The following is an 18,928-nucleotide window of genomic DNA, read 5'->3' on the forward strand; positions in this document are numbered from 1 at the left end:
TTTTGTAAAATGAAATACTAACGTAGCCGTGAAGTATTCCTTAACGATTAACCTAAAGATGGTGGGCCTCGAGAGTCGAGGGAAGAAAGATAAGAATTAAAATATGTGCTGGGTGGATGATACCCCGTAACCTTTTCGTCTTCATCATCATAGTTTATAGAAACACTATAACGATTAAGAAAGATAGATGTTTTTACATCCTTTTTAACATTGATTTGTTTGACACTACTTTCGTGTGTTACTAATATTTCATTAGCAACTACTGTATGTGTGTGTGCTTCAAAAAAGAAATCTAAAAATCCCTTTTGAGAACTTTCTTTTACTGGAACATCGTGATGATGACTATGACCACCAGTATGCGCAACATCTTTATGCGAGTGCTCAACTTCGTGTTGATGATGTATGTGTGGTACTATGTTATGCAAAAGCAATAGAGAGAAAATCCCTAAAAAGAAAAGTGCTTTTATGTGATTGCATTTTTGCATTATGCCACGAAAATAAAATATTTAAAGACTTAAAGAAAGCTTTTACAGAATTTAATCAATGGCACTATCACATTTAAACATATCTCCATTTAATTATGAACCCCGTCTAGTTCAGAATTTTAAAACTTTGTGGATTAAAAGGATGAAATGATTTGTTTCTAAAGCGGAAGATTTTTCAAAGTTCGAATCTTTGTGGTATGCCAAGATTTGGAATTCATCTTTGATGATGAATCTTATCAACTTTGGGATTTTGTTCAATATTTTTTTGAGAGAGGCGCTTTTCGTGAAATGTAGCTTTTTCAGCGGAATGGAAGATAATGTGTTGCAACTTTCAGATAACAGTCGTAAAAATATTATTTAAGCTGGTAATTCATAAAGATAAATAGCAAATGAAACGATTTAATATCAATAAAAATATTGTCTTCAAAATAGCCAAATGTTGTACCTATGTTGTACCTGAACTTTTTTTGAGCTCGATTTTCAACAAAAAAAGCCGAAGATTTCTCTTCGGCTTTTGTGCGGGCGGGGAGACTCGAACTCCCACACCTCGCGGCATCAGATCCTAAGTCTGACGTGTCTACCAATTCCACCACGCCCGCATTTTAATATTTTAACACTTTTTATTTCGCTACGTCCTAAGTCTAGCGTGTCTACCAATTCCACCACACCTGCAAACTTATATTCCGCAATATTCTCGGAATCGGGTTGCAAATATAAACATTCCATTGAATATACAAATAACTTTATCAAAGAAAAATTCACTTGAATTTTTGTATTTTTGAGTATTCTAAAAACAGATTTCCTCAGCCTTCCAACAAACTCAATAAAATTGGACATAAGCATGGCAAATAGAGGAAACCACTTAAAACTTAATTATGAAAAACATAGACAGCTACGTAGAAAAAAACAAAGACCGATTTATAAATGAACTGATAGAACTTCTCAAAATCCCATCCGTTAGTGCCGACTCGGCATTTAAAAAGGACGTTTTAAAAACCGCTGATGAAGTCAAAAAAAGTCTAGAAAATGCAGGCTGTGATCATGTTGAAATCTGTGAAACAGAAGGCTACCCAATTGTTTATGGCGAAAAAATAATCGATAAAAATTTACCCACAGTTCTGGTTTATGGACATTATGATGTTCAACCTGCAGACCCAATCGGATTATGGACTTCACCTCCTTTTGAACCAGTGATTAAAAAAACTGAACTACATCCGGAAGGTGCCATTTTCGCAAGAGGTGCCTGTGATGATAAAGGTCAAATGTACATGCACGTTAAAGCGTTGGAGTTTATGACGTCCACAAATCAGTTGCCGTGCAATGTCAAATTTATGATTGAAGGTGAAGAGGAAGTAGGCAGTGTTAACCTTTCAAAATTCGTAAAGCAAAATCAAGATAAGCTTAAGAATGACGTCATCTTAATTTCTGATACGGGCATGATTTCAAAAGAAACCCCATCAATTACTACGGGATTGAGAGGCTTGAGTTATGTGGAAGTTGAAGTTACAGGACCTAACAGAGATTTACATTCTGGGTTATATGGTGGCGCCGTGGCTAATCCGATCAATGTATTGACCAAGATGATTGCAGCGCTACACGACGACAACAACCATGTGACCATTCCTGGATTTTACGATAAAGTTGAAAACCTTTCCGACGAAGAGCGTGCACAAATGGCAAAAGCACCATTTTCATTGGAGGATTATAAAAAGGCATTAGACATCGAGGAAGTCTATGGTGAGAAAGGCTATACCACCAACGAACGCAATTCCATTAGGCCTACGTTGGACGTCAACGGCATTTGGGGAGGATATATTGGAGAAGGTGCCAAAACAGTCATTGCAAGTAAAGCATTTGCAAAAATCTCCATGCGATTGGTGCCACATCAAGATTGGGAGGAAATCACAGAATTGTTCAAGAAACATTTCGAAAGTCTTGCGCCTAAAGGTGTGAAAGTCTTAGTAAAACCTCATCATGGTGGTCAAGGCTATGTGACGCCAATTGATAGTATTGGATATCAGGCTGCTTCAAAAGCCTATGAAGAGACTTTTGGAAAAACGCCGATTCCACAACGTAGTGGTGGTAGTATCCCTATAGTTGCCTTATTTGAAGAGGAATTAAAGAGCAAAACCATTTTAATGGGCTTTGGGCTGGACAGTGATGCTATCCACTCTCCTAACGAACATTTCGGAATTTGGAATTATTTGAAAGGAATTTCAACCATTCCATTATTTTATAAATATTTTACGGAGTTGAGTAAATAAGTTTTTTGTCTCTCGCGGCGTAGCGGAGACGCAAAAGTTTTAAGCCACGAATACACGAATAAGTTCTAGAAACATTCGTGAATTTGTGGCTTTTTCTTTAAAACCCTATAAAGTCGTAGAGATATATTCAACCTACCATCTGTGAAAATCAGTGAAATCCATGTCCTAAAAAATTCGCTTCATCACTAAAATCAGCGTCACCCCAACTGAAGGGCCTAGCAGATGAACGTTCCATTCTCACCAAGTCTTCTTTATCTCTCTCCAACCCCCTCAATCGCAGATTTCAGAAGCAACGAATTCACGAATGCTATATTAACAAATCCGTGAGTTTATGATTTTTTTATTCTTTACCATAAAAATGTTCAATTATTATTTGGTTATATCAATTTTTATTCTACATTTGTAGAACACATTCTAAACATGTAGAACAATGGAACTCACAAAAACAGAAGAAGACTTAATGAACCACCTTTGGAAAATGGAAAAAGCTTTTATGAAAGACCTTCTTGAAGCCTATCCTGACCCTAAGCCAGCACCTAGTACGGTGGCCACTTTACTGAAACGCATGCATGACAAACATTTTGTAGGCTATACACTTTACGGAAAGTCAAGAGAATATTATCCATTGGTAAAGAAGAAAGACTATTTCAGCAAACATGTTAATGGCCTCATCAAAAGCTTTTTTAATGACAGCGCCACGCAGTTTGCATCTTTTTTCACAAAATCGACCAATCTGACTAAAGCAGAATTGGAAGATTTAAAAACACTCATCGACAGCGAAATCAAAAAGAAAGCATAACCATCCAATTTTGAACACTACGGAGTTTCCGTTAGGACAACATGAGACCCAATAATAATTAATAAACTCAAAAACAACACATCATGCTTATCTATCTCCTAAAATCTGGCGCATGTTTGGCGATTTTCATGGCCTTTTACACCTTCTTTTTAGAAAAGGAAAACATGCATGTGTTTAAACGTTACTATTTACTGAGCTCACTCATCCTATCGTTCAGCATTCCTTTGATCACATTTACTAACTATATAGAGGTATCACCTTTACCGACGGTGAAAGAGGCTTTTGAACCGATTGTTTTTTATAATGACCACAGTCCGCAAATCGAAGGAACAAATTACTTACCCGGTATTTTATGGAGCATTTATGCGTTGGGTGTCTTAGTTTTTGGATTACTATTTACAAAGAACCTTATTCAGATTGTTTTTAAAATTAAGCGCAATCCGAAGCAAAAATCGAGACATGTTATCCACGTGCTTTTAAATGACCTGGTCACTCCCCATACTTTTTTCAAGTACATCTTTTTGAACAAAAGCAAATTTGAAAAACATTCCATTCCTCAAGAAGTATTTTGGCATGAAGAAGCACACGCAAATCAAAATCACAGTATTGACGTCTTATTTATAGAAATGCTTCAGGTCATCTTTTGGTTCAACCCACTCATTTATTTTGCCAAACGTTCCATAAAAATGAACCACGAATTCTTGGCAGACCAAGCAGTTTTAAACAAAGGTATTTCATTACCAACCTACCAACACATGTTATTGGCATTCTCATCAAATGCGTCAGAGTCTCCGTTGGCAAACGCCATCAATTATTCATCAACCCGTCACGCCGTAGGCATGATCAAAAAACGATTTACAGTTATGAAAACACACACCACAAAACGAAAAATATGGTTGAGAAGCCTTGTGCTTTTGCCATTACTTGCAATGACCTTGTACGGGTTTAGTGAGAAAAAAGAAGTTGTAAAATTCTCCACAACTCAAAATTTAAGTTCAGATACCATTCAGGACTTCTTGATCTATATTGATGAAAACAATGCCATTGCATTAAATGGAAATCATGTTGAATTCGAAGATTTAGAAGCTGAGATCAACAAGTTTAATACGCATTTAACAAAAGAGCAAAAACAAAACTTTGTTTGGACAAGTATTCAATATGAAAGTGAGGTGAACTTAAAAATAATAGAGCGCATACGGCCAATTTTATTTAAATCGGGGACTTCTGGAATTGGTACTTCTAATGTGAATTCATTAAAAAAATTAGGTTTACCAATCAAAACATATAAGAATAAATACGCTGGAAAAACCGTTGAACAAGCCAATATTATTTATGGAGACGAGACCATTGATCTTTCACCACCCAAACTAAACAATTCAAACTCGCCTTGGCAAGTAAATGTCGGGATTAGTGACGTAACTATTGTAGAAACTGACGACGTCCAAATAGCCATCACACCAGAAATGATGGAAGAATATAATTCAATTGCAAGAAATATAAACTCTAAACCTCTGGAAAACAGAATTGTCAAACTGAAAGATTTTAATCGCTTATCTGAAATTTACAGTTATATGTCGGAGGACCAAAAGCAATTATCAGAACCGTATCCATCTCTTCCAAAATATGAGATCATGGAAAACATCCAACAAAAAGCAACTCCCGAAGAAATAGCAGACTACAATAGAATCTTGAAAGAACTTAATTCAAAACCAGAAAAGGAACGCATCATAAGACAAAAAGATCTTAATCGCATAGAGTCTATTTATAATCGGATGAATGATGAACAAAAAAGTAATGCAGAATTGTTTCCCAACCTACCTAACAAACCACCGAAACCACTTTTGATTAAAGAGAACCAGCAAAAAGCAACTCCCGAAGAAGTATCAGAATACAATAAATTGGCCAAATACTACAATAACCAATCGGAATATAGCTATGTCTTGAAATTAAAGGACATGAAGCGCGTCAATGAGATTTACAAAAAGATGGATGCAGAGCAAAAAGCCAACGCCGAGCCATTTCCATATTTTCCGCCCCCGCCTCCACCAACAGCGCCAAATCCAGAATCAAAAACAATACAAACTTTACCACCTCCCCCTCCGCCGCCATCCGTAAATCTTACATCAGAGCAAAAGAAATTGTATATGGAGGCATTAAATAGCAGCACTGCAGGACAAACCTATACTTATAAATATAAAAGTAAAGATGGGAAGGACAGCTATGTTGTGTGGATATCAGATCGCGATGAAACAGATTCACCATCCAAAGCAGCATTAGATCATGTAACTGATATGAAGAAAAAAGACGCACAGTTTTTTTATAATAATAAAGCCATCTCTGGAGACGAGGCTATAGAGTATGTTAAAAGAATTAAAGAACTTTATATTTCAACAGAACAAATCGACAGTAAGCAACCTAAGGTATATATCTCCACCACACCTATTCCTTTTAAGGATTAGTTCTGATCTTAAAACGGTTTATTAACGTTATAAAATATAAAGCCTAAATTTTATTTCAAACCTCTCAGGTTTTAAAAACCTGAGAGGTTTTTTAATAGCATTAATTATTGAATCACTATTGTCCGAACAAAATAAGCTCCAAAAGGACAACAAATACTGAGCGTCTATGAAGTCGAAAGCTGCCAGTGGAGTGGTGCATCGTAGACATTGGTCAACTAAACGATTCGTAATGAAGACCGCACTAGTTATCCTCCTTCGGTCATAAAACAAGCAAATTCAATTTCCGGTCTAATTAAAATTCAATTATATTAGTGCTATTGAACTCTAAAACCATGAGCTAAATGCATGTAAAAATAGTTAGTGCATTTCCTAAAAGCGCTCAACTTATAATTAAACTATAAATACCTCTTAAATGGAAAAACCCAGACGATTATTTTTGAGAAATCTTGGCCTAGCAGGTGCTGCTGCAGTGTTGACACCTTCTGTTTTTGCTAAAGAAGCGAAGACAGTAAATTTTCTTGAAAGAAAAATCTTAGATTCCAGCAATCTTAAAACCTTGAAAATCGCCTTAATCGGTGCAGGCGGCATGGGTGTTGCCGATACCAATACAGCCTTAGAACATAAAAACATAGAGCTGGTTGCCGTTTGTGATCTTTACGACGGAAGATTAACCGATGCCAAAAACACTTGGGGCAGCGATATATGGGTTACCAAAAACTACCAAGACATTTTAAAACGTTCGGATGTTGACGCCGTAATTATTGGAACACCCGATTTTTGGCACAAACAAATCAGCATAGATGCTTTAAATGCCGGCAAACACGTGTATTGCGAAAAACCGATGGTGCACAGTGTCGATGAAGGCCATGAAATCATTGATGCCTGGAAAAAATCAGGAAAAGTTTATATCGTAGGCAGTCAGGGCATGTCTTCCTTGGGTAACGAAAAAGCAAAGGAACTATTGGCCGCGGGTGCGATTGGTGAACTCAATTATGCCGAAGGTTTCTGGGCCAGAAATTCTCCGGTTGGGGCTTGGCAATACCCTATTCCCAATGATGCTTCTACAAAAACGGTAGATTGGAAGAATTATCTTTCCATAAGCAAAGACCTTCCATTCGATCCCTTACGATTTTTTAGATGGCGAAATTACCTTGATTACGGAACCGGAATGGCGGGCGATCTTTTTGTCCATCTATTCTCGAGTTTACATTTTATCACAAATTCTCTAGGCCCCAATAAAATTGCTGCCATGGGAGGCTTACGTTATTGGAAAGACGGCAGGGAAGTGCCAGACGTACTTTTAGGAATGTTCGATTATCCCGATACCAAGGAACATCCAGCATTCAACCTTTCTCTACGTTGTAATTTTGTTGATGGCACCAGCGGTACCACCTATTTAAAACTTGTAGGGAGCAAAGGTTCTATGGACGTGGAATGGGATCGTGTAACATTAAAGCGAAATGCAGGAGGTGAGAGTGATGATCCTTTCTTAGCGGCAAAAGCCAAAGAAGAAGGAGCAATCCAATCCGACAGAAAAACAATGGAACCCCCATTAACCACAGTTTATAATGCCCAAAGTGGCTATAAAGGCGCTCATTATGACCATTTCGCCAATTTCTTTCATGCCATCCGTAACAATGGAACAGTAGCGGAAGATCCACTTTTTGGTTTTCGTGCCGCTGCCCCTGCATTACTCTGTAACGAAAGTTATGAGCAAAATGCGTTTATTGGTTGGGATCCACAAAACATGAAACAGATTTAATTTTAAAATAACAACTATGACAAAGATAGGAATGACTGTGCTATTGGCACTATCCATAATTGCCTGTAAAGATTCAAACAAGCAGCAAGCTGAAGAAGGAACTGTCACTCAAGAAAACAGCAAAAGCGAAATTCAAAAGACTGAAGACGGATGGCAGTATCTGTTTGACGGCACTACTCTTGATGGCTGGAGAGGCTATAATGAAGAACAATTACCTCCTGGTTGGGTGATCAAAAACGGCGAACTTACTTATGACACTGAGCTTGGATTGGAACAGAACTATACTGGTGGACGGGATATTATATATGGCGCGGAAGAATTTGATAACTTTGAGCTATACTTGGAATGGAAACTTCCCAAAGGCGGCAACAGCGGCATCTTTTACCATATCAAAGAAGGCTATAAAGCGCCCTATGAGGTGGCTCCAGAATATCAAATCATTGATGATGAAAATTACGCTCAAATCCACGATCTTACCGGGTATAATAAAAGTGTAGGCCATATCGAAAACCTATCGGAATTAAAGCCGTTGAATAAAACAGCCGCTGATTACGCCATGCACGCTGTAGATCCTGATAAGATTAAACTGAATCCTGTAGGAGAATGGAACAGCAGTAAAATCGTTTTTACCCCCGAAAAAGTTGAACATTGGTTAAATGATGAGAAAGTACTGTCATTTGTACCGTGGGATGCAGAATGGGATAAGAAAAAGAATTCCGGGAAATGGAAAAACAGCCCTGATTACGGAAAATTCAAAACAGGTTATATTGGTTTGCAGGATCATGCCAGCCCTATCTGGTTTCGTAATATAAAAATTAAAAAATTATAACATTTATCAGCCTAAGATATATTCATATAATCCAGCTAAAAACATCTTAAAATATTGAACTCTTAAAGTTAAAATATGAAAAACATTCGTTTACTCGTCCTGGCGCTTATCCTTTCGTTTACAAGTTGTCATTCTGGAAAAGAACTTTTCAATGGAAAAAATCTTGATGGGTGGCAAACCTATGGTACCGAAAAATGGTATGTTGAAGATGGGCTACTGATCTCTGAAAGTGGTCCGGACAAACAATATGGCTATCTCGCCACTGAAGATAATTTCAAAGACTTTGAAATAAACTTAGAGTTTAAACAAGAAGCCGATGGTAATAGCGGTGTGTTTATAAGGTCAGAAATTGAAGGCACAAAAATAGCTGGGTGGCAGATAGAAGTCGCGCCACCTAATCTTCACACCGGTGGTATTTATGAATCGTACGGCCGTGGCTGGTTGATCAAGCCATCACCTGAAAAAGAAGCAGCTCTTAATTATGGCGAGTGGAATAATTTGAAGATAAGAGTAAAAGGCAACCAGGTGATCAGTTGGCTAAATGGGGTAGAAATGGTTAATTTTTCTGATGAAAAAATAGGTGAGGCAAAAGGCAAAATTGCTTTACAAATACATGATGGCGGCGGAATTAAAGTGTACTGGAGAAATATCCGATTAAAGACGCTTTAATAAATCCAATTGCTCCAACCCAAGAAAACAAAATTATCATATAAACCTGTCAGGTTTTTTAGCAACTAATTTTAAAAGGACTAGGCTACACTAAATTCAAACGACAAAATTCTTTCTACCTTGAAATCTATTTACGCACTCCTATTAATACTACTCATCTACTCTTGCCAATCAAACGACAAAAATAATACGATTCCATCAGAAAACGAGGTGAAAGCTGCCATAGAAAAAACGATGGCCAGTCAAGAAATTTCCTGGAACAATCATGATTTGGAAGGCTTTATGCAAGGCTATTGGAAAAACGATTCTCTTAGATTTTTCGGAAGCAAAGGCCTTACTTACGGCTGGGATAACGCTTTGTCAAACTACAAAAACACGTACCCAACTCCTAATGAGACAGGGACACTCAAGTTTGTCCTCACTGATATTTCCAAAATTGAAAATGGTGCTTATTTGGTGTTTGGGGAATACCATTTGGAAAGAAACCTAGGCAACGCCAATGGTATTTTTACTATTGTATTTAAATACATTAATGGGGATTGGAAAATCATTGCGGACATGTCCTGTTGAAATGGATGTAGTTTCTTAAGATTTGAAAAGCATGCTAAATAACCAATTTATTTCCACCGCACATCGATTAAAAACCAAAATTGTTTTAATCCGGATGCAGCCTTATAATCAGTAGTAATAAAGCACTAACTATAGGTAAATGCCGTATTGAACATACGTTTTAAATAGTTGAGCACGAATGGAAAATTAGTAAAAGTTGGGGCTGCTCTTCAAGCAGCAGTTTCTTCCGATTTGAAATGTTCATACAAATCGTCACACCCCATCCCTATAATAGAGAGCTTTTTACGTTTAATAAGCGATTCATTGTGCAATTGCGCCAAAGCATTCACACCGTAACGGTCAATACTAGTCAGGTTTTCAATATTAATGATCAGCGAATCCTGTTTATCGAAAACATTAGAAAATTCTTTTTTGAAGAGATGAAGATTGAATTTGGTCAATGTTCCATTCACTTGAAAATAAGTAGCGTGTTTGATGATTTCTAAATCCATGGTAGCGTAAATTAAGTTCATTAATTAATAAATTCTGCGCTATTAATCATTGGGAGTGAGGCAAATATGATAATAATTATTAAACCCACCCAAAGTTTTCGACCAACGGTATTTTCATGCGATTAGTGAAAGCTAATCTCAAAGATCTTCGATAAAACGGAGGAAATGGGAGTTCTATGGATTCAAAACTTTTGGTTGGGAACATAAACCCATGATGACATTTTTTTATTCATACGGCAGTTTAATTTGTTAATATAAACAACTTGTAAACTTCTTAAATAGTCTTTTAGTCGCCCTTCCTTTTGAGGTTATTGATGTAATTATTGACCCGTTCTTCCATTATAGCTAAGGTCACAGTACCCTGTTCAAGAATAATTTCATGGAAGGCTCTGATGTCAAAATTTGCACCCAATTCGGTTTCAGCTTTTTTACGCAGCTCCCTTATTTTCAATTCGCCGATTTTATAAGACAAGGCTTGACCTGGCCAGGAGATATACCGATCCGTTTCAGTACTCACCTCATGCATGGATAAGGCGGTATTTGAGGACATATAGTCCACCACTTGCTCACGCGTCCATCCTTTGGCATGAATGCCGGTATCAACCACCAAACGGCAGGCGCGCCACATTTCGTAGGTCAATTTTCCAAACTGCTCATATGGCGTGGTGTACATTCCCATCTCATCAGCTAGGAATTCGCAATATAAGCCCCAACCTTCACCATAGGCAGAGAGATATAAATTTTTACGAAATCGCGGAATACTATCCCCCAATTCATTGTTCAAACTGGTTTGTAGATGATGTCCAGGGACTGCCTCGTGTACAGTTAGCGCAGGCAAGGTGTACAAAGTTCTGCTGGCCAGATCGTAAGTATTTACCCAATAATAGCCTGGCTCAGTACTTTCTTTGGAAGTCCCAATATAACGACCTGCCGTGTATTTTGGAGCAATTGCATCAGGTACTGGCGCTACGCCATAAGGTTTACGGGGTAGCGTTTTAAAATAGCGTGGCAATTGAGCATCTGCTCGTTTTGCCATATCACGTGCAATCATCAACAATTGTTCTGGAGTTTCGGCATAAAACTGTTTATCAGTTCTTAAAAAATGAAAGAAGTCGGCAAAGCTCCCTTCGAATTTCAAATCTTTAATGATCTGCTCCATTTCTGATTTAATACGCGCTACTTCACGTAATCCAATTTGGTGAATGTCGTCCGCCGTATATTGCGTGCTGGTCGTATAAAAATTAATTCTATTTTGATAAAAGGCCTTTCCATTGGGAGTTTCTGAAACGCCTAAAGTGGTTCTTGTTTTTGGAAAATATTCTGTTTCAAAGAAGTTTTTGATGCGCTTAAACTCAGGAGTGACCTTCGTTTCAATGGTTAGTTTAGCAGCGGTCAATACCGAATCTTTTTGAGCCTCTGTTAGGTCATTCGGCAAGTTTTTAAAAGGTGAATAATAGAAACTGTCTTTAAAATCAGTCACAATATGATCGTTATAGGTCGACTCATAACCCTTGAAGATTACCAAAGGCTGTGACACTCCCTTTTCCAATCCTTCCCTTAAATTTTCAAGGTTCTGACTAACGAATTGTGGGATGGCATTTAATCGGTCCAAATACCCCTTCACTTGTGCATAGTTGGCCAACGGTCTGACCTGGTAAGTTAAGTTGGTATGAAATCCTGTATCAGAGAGTAGCGGATTTAAATATTGCTCAAACTTGTAATAATCGATTTTGTCCTGCAACACAAACCCTAATAGTTTGGCAGAAATCTGTTCGGTTTCACTTAATCCTGCAGTTTCAACCATATTGAGTTCGTCCAATACTTGTTGGGCAAATTCAGCTTCGGACTTAAAATAATCTTTGGTGTACAATCCCAATGGATATGCTTTTCTATCATAACCTCTATGTTGTTCGAATTTATTTATCACACTATCCAAAACAATGGGGGTGTTTTGGGAGGATGCGTTCTGAATTCCAAAAAGAAAAAACAATAGAGAGAGGACAATAGGTTTTAAGACGTTCATAAGGTGTTTTTGATTTTTTATTATTGTTTTGGTAACAAATAAATGAGCAAATTCAATAGATTAAGCCCAACAAAACAAATTTAATCAAATCGCCTGAAAAGGCGCAACATATTTCAATGAGCTTAGGTCAAAGCCTATAATCAGATAAAATAATATCTATTTTGGAATATTTTTGACTATTTATACCTCATGGAAATAAAAACAACTTTAAAAAATTCAATTAGTAGTATTGCTGAAACAGCAGGAATTTGTAATATTTCAGACTTTAAATCGACACTTCTAAAACATCTTGGAAAAATGAAAGTTTTCGTTGATAGAAAAACAAATGTAGTATGAAAACAAAATACGTGTGGATACTTTTGACCATTGCGGCCTTAATAACCTTTTATGGCGTTCTCTCCGGGAAGTTTTTCTTTCTATTCTTTATGTTGCCACTTGGATTTGGTCTTTTTAAAAGAAAGGGTAAAGAGGATTGATCTGCCATTAATAAAGTAGGAAAGGTTGTAGTTCCAAAAGAAAAACTCCAACCTCTCCCAATTGCATATTTAGCTCTTTTTCACATATTTTGTGATGATGACAATCTGCTGTCCGTCAACGCGACCTTCAATAAATTCGGCATTTTCATGATCAAGACGAATATTTCTAACCGCTGTACCTTGCTTGGCGACCATACTTGAACCTTTGACCTTTAAATCTTTGATTAAAACAACGGAATCGCCCGCTTCTAAAATAACCCCATTGACATCGCGATGGATAATTTTATTAGCTTCATCTTCATGCTCGCCTGTGGCTCTTGCCAAAGCCAAAGCTTCATCATCAAGATACATCATGTCCAATAAATCTTTTGGCCATCCTTCATGGCGTAAACGCTGAAGCATTCGCCAAGCCATAATTTGAACAGCCACATGTTCACTCCACATACTGTCATTCAAACAGCGCCAATGGTTGGCATCCATGTCAACAGTGCCTTCAATTTGGTCCAAACAGGTTTTACAGACCAAGACATCATTGGCTACATTTTCATTCAGCGATGGCGGAATGGTGTATTGTGATAGATTTTCTTTAGAACCACATAGTTCGCAGGTGTTGTTGCTTCGGTCTTGAAGCATTTGAAGAACGCTCATTATAATTTACGATTTTTGATTTACGATTTATGACTTGTCCGAACATACCTTTTCGGTATGGGCGGGTTGCAGAAATCAAATTTCTGCGGCGCGAAGATACCATTTTTATTGGAGAGAATCCCGCAACTTTTTGGGCATGCCCTTGACTACCATCTCGTAGGAATGATCAATGAGCTCAGCAAGAAATTTTGGAGAGATTTCATCCAAGGTCAAATCGATGGTATTCCAATGTTTTTTGCTCATGTGGTAGCCAGGAGAGATAGCCTCATAATCAGCACGCAATTGTTCGGCATAATCAGGATCACACTTAAGATTCACTGTTTTTTGGCCTGCTTCCCATTTCTCCAAACCTATTAATGCAAACATTTTTCCCAGCACTTTAAACACGAGCGTATCTTCATCAAACGGAAAATCTTCTGTGACTTCTTTTTTTGAAATACAATAGTGGCGGAGTTGTTCAATGTTCATAAATACACATTTAAAATTAGTGTTTTTGAACGGGTTCCTAAAAGTATTTTCCTATCCATTTACAATCAGGGATGTCTTCCACGGAGGTAATCGAAACTTTATCAGGAAAAGAAGCCATCACATCCGGATCTGTTTTATGGATATTTTCAATCTTATATTCAATAAAATTGAAACCTGCTTGAAGGTTCAGATTAAAAGTGTAAGCAATTCCCATATCTGGGTCATCACTCATGCTCGAACGTGTTTGAACACACTCGCCTTCATATTTAAAAGCAGACGACACATAAATCAATTCAAAGTAAGAACCAAAAACAGGCTCTTCATAGCCAGGATCTTGAATCCAAGGCAACAAAGTTTCATCAGAAACAGCTATTATTACACCTGCATAAGGATTGTCGGCAGTGGTTAGAGAGAGCACTCCTGCTTCAAAAGACGAACGATTCTCTTTATCAGAAATCATACTTTCGCCTTCATCGCACACGTTAAAGACCGTGTGAATCAAATCTTGCATAAAGTTTTCTTCAGTTTCCTTAGAAATATCTGGAAGGTTTTTAGGAAATTTGAAATTGATTTCGCCCGATTTTGTCATCGTACCAATAGTAACAGGATGCTCCATTCCAAATGGAAATACGACGACACTTACATCTGTATTAGCCAATGCATAATCCTCTAATTTTGGTTGGTCTTGAGAAAATCCTAAGGTGATAAAAAACAAACCGATAATTAAAAATGACATTTTCATGAGATTAGTTTTTAATTTAATAATTGAAATACTACTTCGGGGATTTCAAGATATAAGTTGGGAGCAAAAACAGCCAATCCCATAAAACACATCAACAATTTGATGCTTGGTGTATTTACGCTCAAGCTTTCAGTTTTAATGAAAGTTTCAATCATTTACCACGGATCTAAAAAAATAAGTTGCATCCTGAGGTATTGAAGCTATTATGGTATGCTCATGTTTTTTAAACCGCGACCTATCCTCTTCTGGAGCATCCGGAAAATAATGTGTCCCAATTACTTCTGTCTTTACTAAATTCCAACCGGTTTTAAAACCTAAGTCATAAGCCACATTGGTTTCAACTATTAATGGTGTTCCTGTATTGCTTAAATCTCCTTTCCATTTCTCATTGGCCTTGATTGCACACGGCTTATCAACGTAAACCCATGATAATAAATACCCTTCATCACCAAAATACAAGTCTCCAGGGATTAATAAATTGCGTGTTACTTTAACTGAATTGCCAATGGTTAATGTTCCGATTTTTTTATCATTCTGATACACTAATAAATATGAATTAAGTTTAAAACCTGCATCTCCATTGCTATAATGATAAGAATCTGGATTATGAATATCATAAAACACATTGTTATTCTTGAAGTTATTTAAGGGTTGTAAAACAGGAACTGCATTTGTTGGATGCAACTCAATAGTGCCGTCAGACTTAATTATGCCAACTTTTACATAATTGAGTTTATCTCTTCTTGAATCGTAGGAATAACTAAACACAAGATCGGCTGTTCCATTTTTCCAATTTTCCAGTTTATTATTGTTTTTACTGGCCAGCGTGTTGTGCCAGTATTTATCTTTGGTTTTGGTGCTTGAAGATATCGGTTTTACTTTTTGGGACGTTTTATTATTTTTTTCCATCTCCTCAGCCTGTTTCATAATGGCCTTAATTTCTGGAGTATTCATAATGCTATCGCGCATCCGCTCGGCTTTCTCTATCATTTTTTGCTGCTCAGGTGTTTGAGCATAGGATGAAAACCCCATAGTAAGCATCAGAAATAATAAAATTCGTTTTAATGTTTTCATGATTTTTCTATTTATAATCTTTCAGATGCTCAGCTATACTTAAATCTGTTAGAAAGCTAAACTTCGTTTGTTTATGCAACTGGAACGCTATAATTAACTATAGGGATTTGTAGTTCCGCCCAGAAAACTAATAAGATTATCCAATCCAGGCATAATTCCCAATTTCGCACCACCAACACCATAGCAAATGGTCTTTGCAACATTGAATGCCAATTCTTTTAAAGCTTGGGTAATTTTAGCATCCATACCTGTGGTATCCATAATCACAATAGATTCACATACTATAGCATACAACTTGGTTAATGTCACACCGTAGACAGCAACGATACTAAGCGCCATCCCACCAATGGAATTCACACCTCCCATTTTTTGGATAATCGATATGTAGATGCTCATCACAATCATTATTCTGTTAAGCTCGGCAATCATCTCTTCACTACCACCACCGCCGGTATCATCTCTCAAAATTCCATACAATTCACCTTGAGCGTTAATTGTCCAAAATGCCGTTTGGGTTCCAGAGCCATCAAATATTTTGATAGTGCCATCGCCCCGATAAATACGTTCATACCAATACATGTAATCCGTGCTGTTACGATCCAAATTTTCATACCAATTATTTGAAAGCGCATTTGTACGCTCAACAAGGGGTATTCCTCCTAAAAGTGTTAAGGTGCTTGTGTCAAAAAGAGCCGCTTCCCGTATGGCCAATTGCGCTGTTTTGACAAGATTTATTCGAAAATTATCTCCCTTGTCTTTAGCAAAACTCACATAATTGGACGTTGGTAAAAAATCAAAGGACTCTATAGTCTTTTTGTCTTCAATATGAAGCTGTTGTTTGTAAATGCAAACTCGCATTCCGGAGGCAAATGTGAAAGAACTATCCGTAACATGATCATCTAACGGCGCCAATAACGACATCGGCTTTGAGTGGTACTGATACCCACCTTTTTCAAATTCTATTTTAGCAGTTTCTAAATCGTCATTCAAAAGCGCTTCGCCCCAGCCGCGTGTTGAGAGTTTATATTTTAGCAAATCCACTATTGAGGTGGCCATAGTTGGTCCTTCACCTTCAAAATAAAAACTCAATCCGCCCAATATCAAACTTTTAACATCTAAAAAATCGGCATTGGTAGGTGCCTGATTTTTTTGTGTAATAGGATCCCAACCTGCCAAAACACGTTTTACTTGTGTCTTGCCAACTTTAATATTGAGATATATGCCGATAATGCCTTGGTTGATTTCTGAGGAATCTATTGCCAGGGTAAATTCTGCTTTTGCTCTTAATCGTTTTTGATCCATTTGAAGCTCCACCTCATGATTCTTCTCAGAAACAGCATAAAACGAGAAGGTATATGGCGGGATATCCATACCGTTAACGTGAGACACAATTCGTTCTATAGTGGCAATTTGGTCTTCCGCATCAATTACCGAACCATTGGTCACAGCTGCCATTTTATTAAACGTATTAATGGTGTGTGTTGCTGTCGAATTATAAACATTAAGAATAATAACTGGAGGTCCATTTTGGTAAGTTGCCAAATTCTTTTCCTCGTAAACATCACCATTATGACCATCAGTTGCAAACACAACCAGATCATAACTGGTTTTAGATGCTTTCAATAACCAAGTAAATAAATTTGAAGTGGTGGCCCATTTATCGACTTTTGCCGCAGGGAAATTTTCCAGAATTTTATCCTCAATTGACGTGACAAAAAGATCCATGTTTTCTTGATAATACGCCTTCGGCATGCTATAAGATGCATCATATAAGATAAGAACTGACGGTGTTCTCCTATTAGATTCCATCAAAACCTGTATCGGTTGTTTATTATCTGCAAATGCAAAATCACTGGCTTGCAAACCTTCTACAACCTGTCCATCAGCATTGGTTGGTCTTACTTCCAGTTTTACCAAAGATTTATTTACAGGAAGTGCCTTCATTTCTATTTTATCAATTGTTTTAAGCAATTGTGCACTAGAGGGATTAACAACGACTGGTGATTGGCTGCCTGTTTGAGCATCCGGAAGTTGTATTTTTTGACCTTCCAAGGTAAAAGGATCAGCAACAAATGAACGCTCTTGCATGACTTCAAGTGGACTGTCAAAATTCTGATAGGCCAATGATGGCGTAAAAATGCGCAAACTACCTATGGGTGTATAGGCAGATTGTTCTAAATCAAGTCCGTTAAGATTTGCAAAATGGATCTGACTCCCTATTAAATCCATCGCTTTCCAATTGCCCGAAATCATTTCCACTTCTTTCTCAGGATGAATCGCTTCTCTATAGGTAATATTAATTTCGACTGTGTCGTCATTCAATTTTACCGCATCCGCTTCCTTCAATGCGCCATCATTTTTTAGTTTTCCGAAAGAAATATTAGGATCAAACAGATGTGCATAAGCTGTAATACCATCTTTTTCAAATTGCACTGTGGGTGTCCGGCTATTGTCCCAGCGTAAATCAAAATTGGTTCTTCTGATATTTTCATTATCCGGAATCAGGTTCCAAAGCTTGTCGGCGAGAACTTTAGCTTGAGAGGCGTCTATATTTTGGCCTGGCATTTTAAAGTCGGAATCATCCACATTCAGCGCTTCTTTCCATTGCTTCCACTGTCGTTTAGAAACATCAAGATTGAAGTTTCTTTGAATTGGTCGCAAAAAAAAGGCCATCGCTTCTTCAGGAGTAATATTGGTATGCTCATACACTACTTTAGAAGTAAATCCGGCATTTGAGTACATTTGGTTTAGTAATTCGGCCTTTTCCCGTGGGGTTGCCATACCATAACGCAAAACGCCTTTAATTCCCCATTTAAATTGCCAACCTATTTGGCCAATGGCTTTATTTGAAGCCGGCATTAAATAAATTTCGTTCTTTACAAAATTATACATCGCCTCGGCATCCTTTGATGCTACCAAAGCTTTCATCCGACCTTCCAAATAATCGGGACAAGTTTGCAAGGCCATTAGCATTTCTTCCCAGACTTTGTATGGAATTTTCCCTGAACCTTTATAAGATTGTTCCTCATCTGAACACGCTACAAAAGCCAATGGCATATGCGCTGCCATATAACACAAAGCTAATTGTTGCATGAATGCACGACGGGAATTATGTTGTAGATGTGGTTCTTCCGTTGCCATTTGAGATTTCAATTAGGTGGTTGATTCG

Annotated in this window: 17 protein-coding genes and 1 tRNA gene; 8 read left to right on the forward strand and 10 right to left on the reverse strand. The window is 37.5% G+C overall.

Annotated features, from left to right (window positions below):
* Positions 1-47: 47 nt before the first annotated feature.
* Entirely contained in the window at positions 48-485 is a 438-nt protein-coding gene (locus VLZ86_RS03610) for a hypothetical protein (RefSeq protein WP_325448821.1), read from the reverse strand.
* A gap of 517 nt (positions 486-1,002) precedes the next feature.
* Positions 1,003-1,084, reverse strand: a tRNA-Leu gene (locus tag VLZ86_RS03615).
* A gap of 276 nt (positions 1,085-1,360) precedes the next feature.
* Here VLZ86_RS03615 and VLZ86_RS03620 point away from each other — a divergent pair.
* The 7 genes from VLZ86_RS03620 to VLZ86_RS03650 all read left to right on the forward strand — a co-directional run bounded on the left by VLZ86_RS03620 (position 1,361) and on the right by VLZ86_RS03650 (position 9,837).
* Positions 1,361-2,749 (forward strand): dipeptidase, encoded by a 1,389-nt coding sequence (locus VLZ86_RS03620; RefSeq protein ID WP_325448823.1) that lies wholly within the window; start codon positions 1,361-1,363, stop codon positions 2,747-2,749.
* A gap of 430 nt (positions 2,750-3,179) precedes the next feature.
* Positions 3,180-3,548, forward strand: coding sequence for a BlaI/MecI/CopY family transcriptional regulator (locus VLZ86_RS03625; RefSeq protein WP_325448824.1), 369 nt, complete (start codon positions 3,180-3,182; stop codon positions 3,546-3,548).
* 83 nt (positions 3,549-3,631) lie between these two features.
* The gene (locus VLZ86_RS03630; RefSeq protein ID WP_325448825.1) at positions 3,632-6,007 is read left to right on the forward strand and encodes a M56 family metallopeptidase; all 2,376 of its coding nucleotides are present in this window, start codon (positions 3,632-3,634) and stop codon (positions 6,005-6,007) included.
* Between the two features lie 412 nt (positions 6,008-6,419).
* On the forward strand, positions 6,420-7,769 hold the full coding sequence (locus tag VLZ86_RS03635) for a Gfo/Idh/MocA family oxidoreductase (protein ID WP_325448826.1): 1,350 nt from the start codon (positions 6,420-6,422) through the stop codon (positions 7,767-7,769).
* Between the two features lie 16 nt (positions 7,770-7,785).
* Positions 7,786-8,598 carry a DUF1080 domain-containing protein gene (locus VLZ86_RS03640; RefSeq protein ID WP_325448827.1) on the forward strand — a complete coding sequence of 271 codons (813 nt, stop codon included), beginning with the start codon at positions 7,786-7,788 and terminating at the stop codon, positions 8,596-8,598.
* A gap of 75 nt (positions 8,599-8,673) precedes the next feature.
* A complete protein-coding gene (locus VLZ86_RS03645) occupies positions 8,674-9,267 on the forward strand; it encodes a DUF1080 domain-containing protein (protein WP_325448828.1) in 594 nt (197 codons plus the stop codon).
* Between the two features lie 120 nt (positions 9,268-9,387).
* On the forward strand, positions 9,388-9,837 hold the full coding sequence (locus VLZ86_RS03650) for a nuclear transport factor 2 family protein (protein ID WP_325448830.1): 450 nt from the start codon (positions 9,388-9,390) through the stop codon (positions 9,835-9,837).
* Between the two features lie 209 nt (positions 9,838-10,046).
* Here the strand turns inward: VLZ86_RS03650 and VLZ86_RS03655 are convergent, their stop codons facing one another.
* The gene (locus VLZ86_RS03655) at positions 10,047-10,349 is read right to left on the reverse strand and encodes an STAS domain-containing protein (protein ID WP_325448832.1); all 303 of its coding nucleotides are present in this window, start codon (positions 10,347-10,349) and stop codon (positions 10,047-10,049) included.
* A 265-nt stretch (positions 10,350-10,614) separates the two neighbouring features.
* Entirely contained in the window at positions 10,615-12,351 is a 1,737-nt protein-coding gene (locus VLZ86_RS03660; RefSeq protein WP_325448834.1) for a DUF885 domain-containing protein, read from the reverse strand.
* A 332-nt stretch (positions 12,352-12,683) separates the two neighbouring features.
* Between VLZ86_RS03660 and VLZ86_RS03665 the strand changes: the two genes are divergently transcribed.
* A complete protein-coding gene (locus VLZ86_RS03665) occupies positions 12,684-12,827 on the forward strand; it encodes a hypothetical protein (protein ID WP_325448836.1) in 144 nt (47 codons plus the stop codon).
* Positions 12,828-12,896: 69 nt separating this feature from the next.
* Here the strand turns inward: VLZ86_RS03665 and VLZ86_RS03670 are convergent, their stop codons facing one another.
* From VLZ86_RS03670 to VLZ86_RS03695, 6 genes are all read right to left on the reverse strand, one after another.
* Positions 12,897-13,475, reverse strand: a complete 579-nt coding sequence (locus VLZ86_RS03670) for a PhnA domain-containing protein (protein WP_325448838.1) — start codon at positions 13,473-13,475, stop codon at positions 12,897-12,899.
* A gap of 105 nt (positions 13,476-13,580) precedes the next feature.
* On the reverse strand, positions 13,581-13,943 hold the full coding sequence (locus tag VLZ86_RS03675; protein ID WP_325448840.1) for an MmcQ/YjbR family DNA-binding protein: 363 nt from the start codon (positions 13,941-13,943) through the stop codon (positions 13,581-13,583).
* Between the two features lie 37 nt (positions 13,944-13,980).
* The gene (locus VLZ86_RS03680) at positions 13,981-14,685 is read right to left on the reverse strand and encodes a hypothetical protein (protein ID WP_325448842.1); all 705 of its coding nucleotides are present in this window, start codon (positions 14,683-14,685) and stop codon (positions 13,981-13,983) included.
* A gap of 11 nt (positions 14,686-14,696) precedes the next feature.
* Positions 14,697-14,840 carry a hypothetical protein gene (locus VLZ86_RS03685; protein WP_325448844.1) on the reverse strand — a complete coding sequence of 48 codons (144 nt, stop codon included), beginning with the start codon at positions 14,838-14,840 and terminating at the stop codon, positions 14,697-14,699.
* Complete coding sequence (locus VLZ86_RS03690; protein ID WP_325448846.1) at positions 14,833-15,759, reverse strand: hypothetical protein; 927 nt, start codon at positions 15,757-15,759, stop codon at positions 14,833-14,835. Before VLZ86_RS03690 ends, VLZ86_RS03685 begins: the two co-directional genes overlap by 8 nt.
* Positions 15,760-15,852: 93 nt before the next feature.
* A complete protein-coding gene (locus tag VLZ86_RS03695; RefSeq protein WP_325448848.1) occupies positions 15,853-18,900 on the reverse strand; it encodes a hypothetical protein in 3,048 nt (1,015 codons plus the stop codon).
* Positions 18,901-18,928: the final 28 nt, after the last annotated feature.

The organism is Gelidibacter sp. (genome assembly GCF_035515035.1).
In the GTDB taxonomy this organism is placed as follows: Bacteria; Bacteroidota; Bacteroidia; order Flavobacteriales; family Flavobacteriaceae; genus Gelidibacter.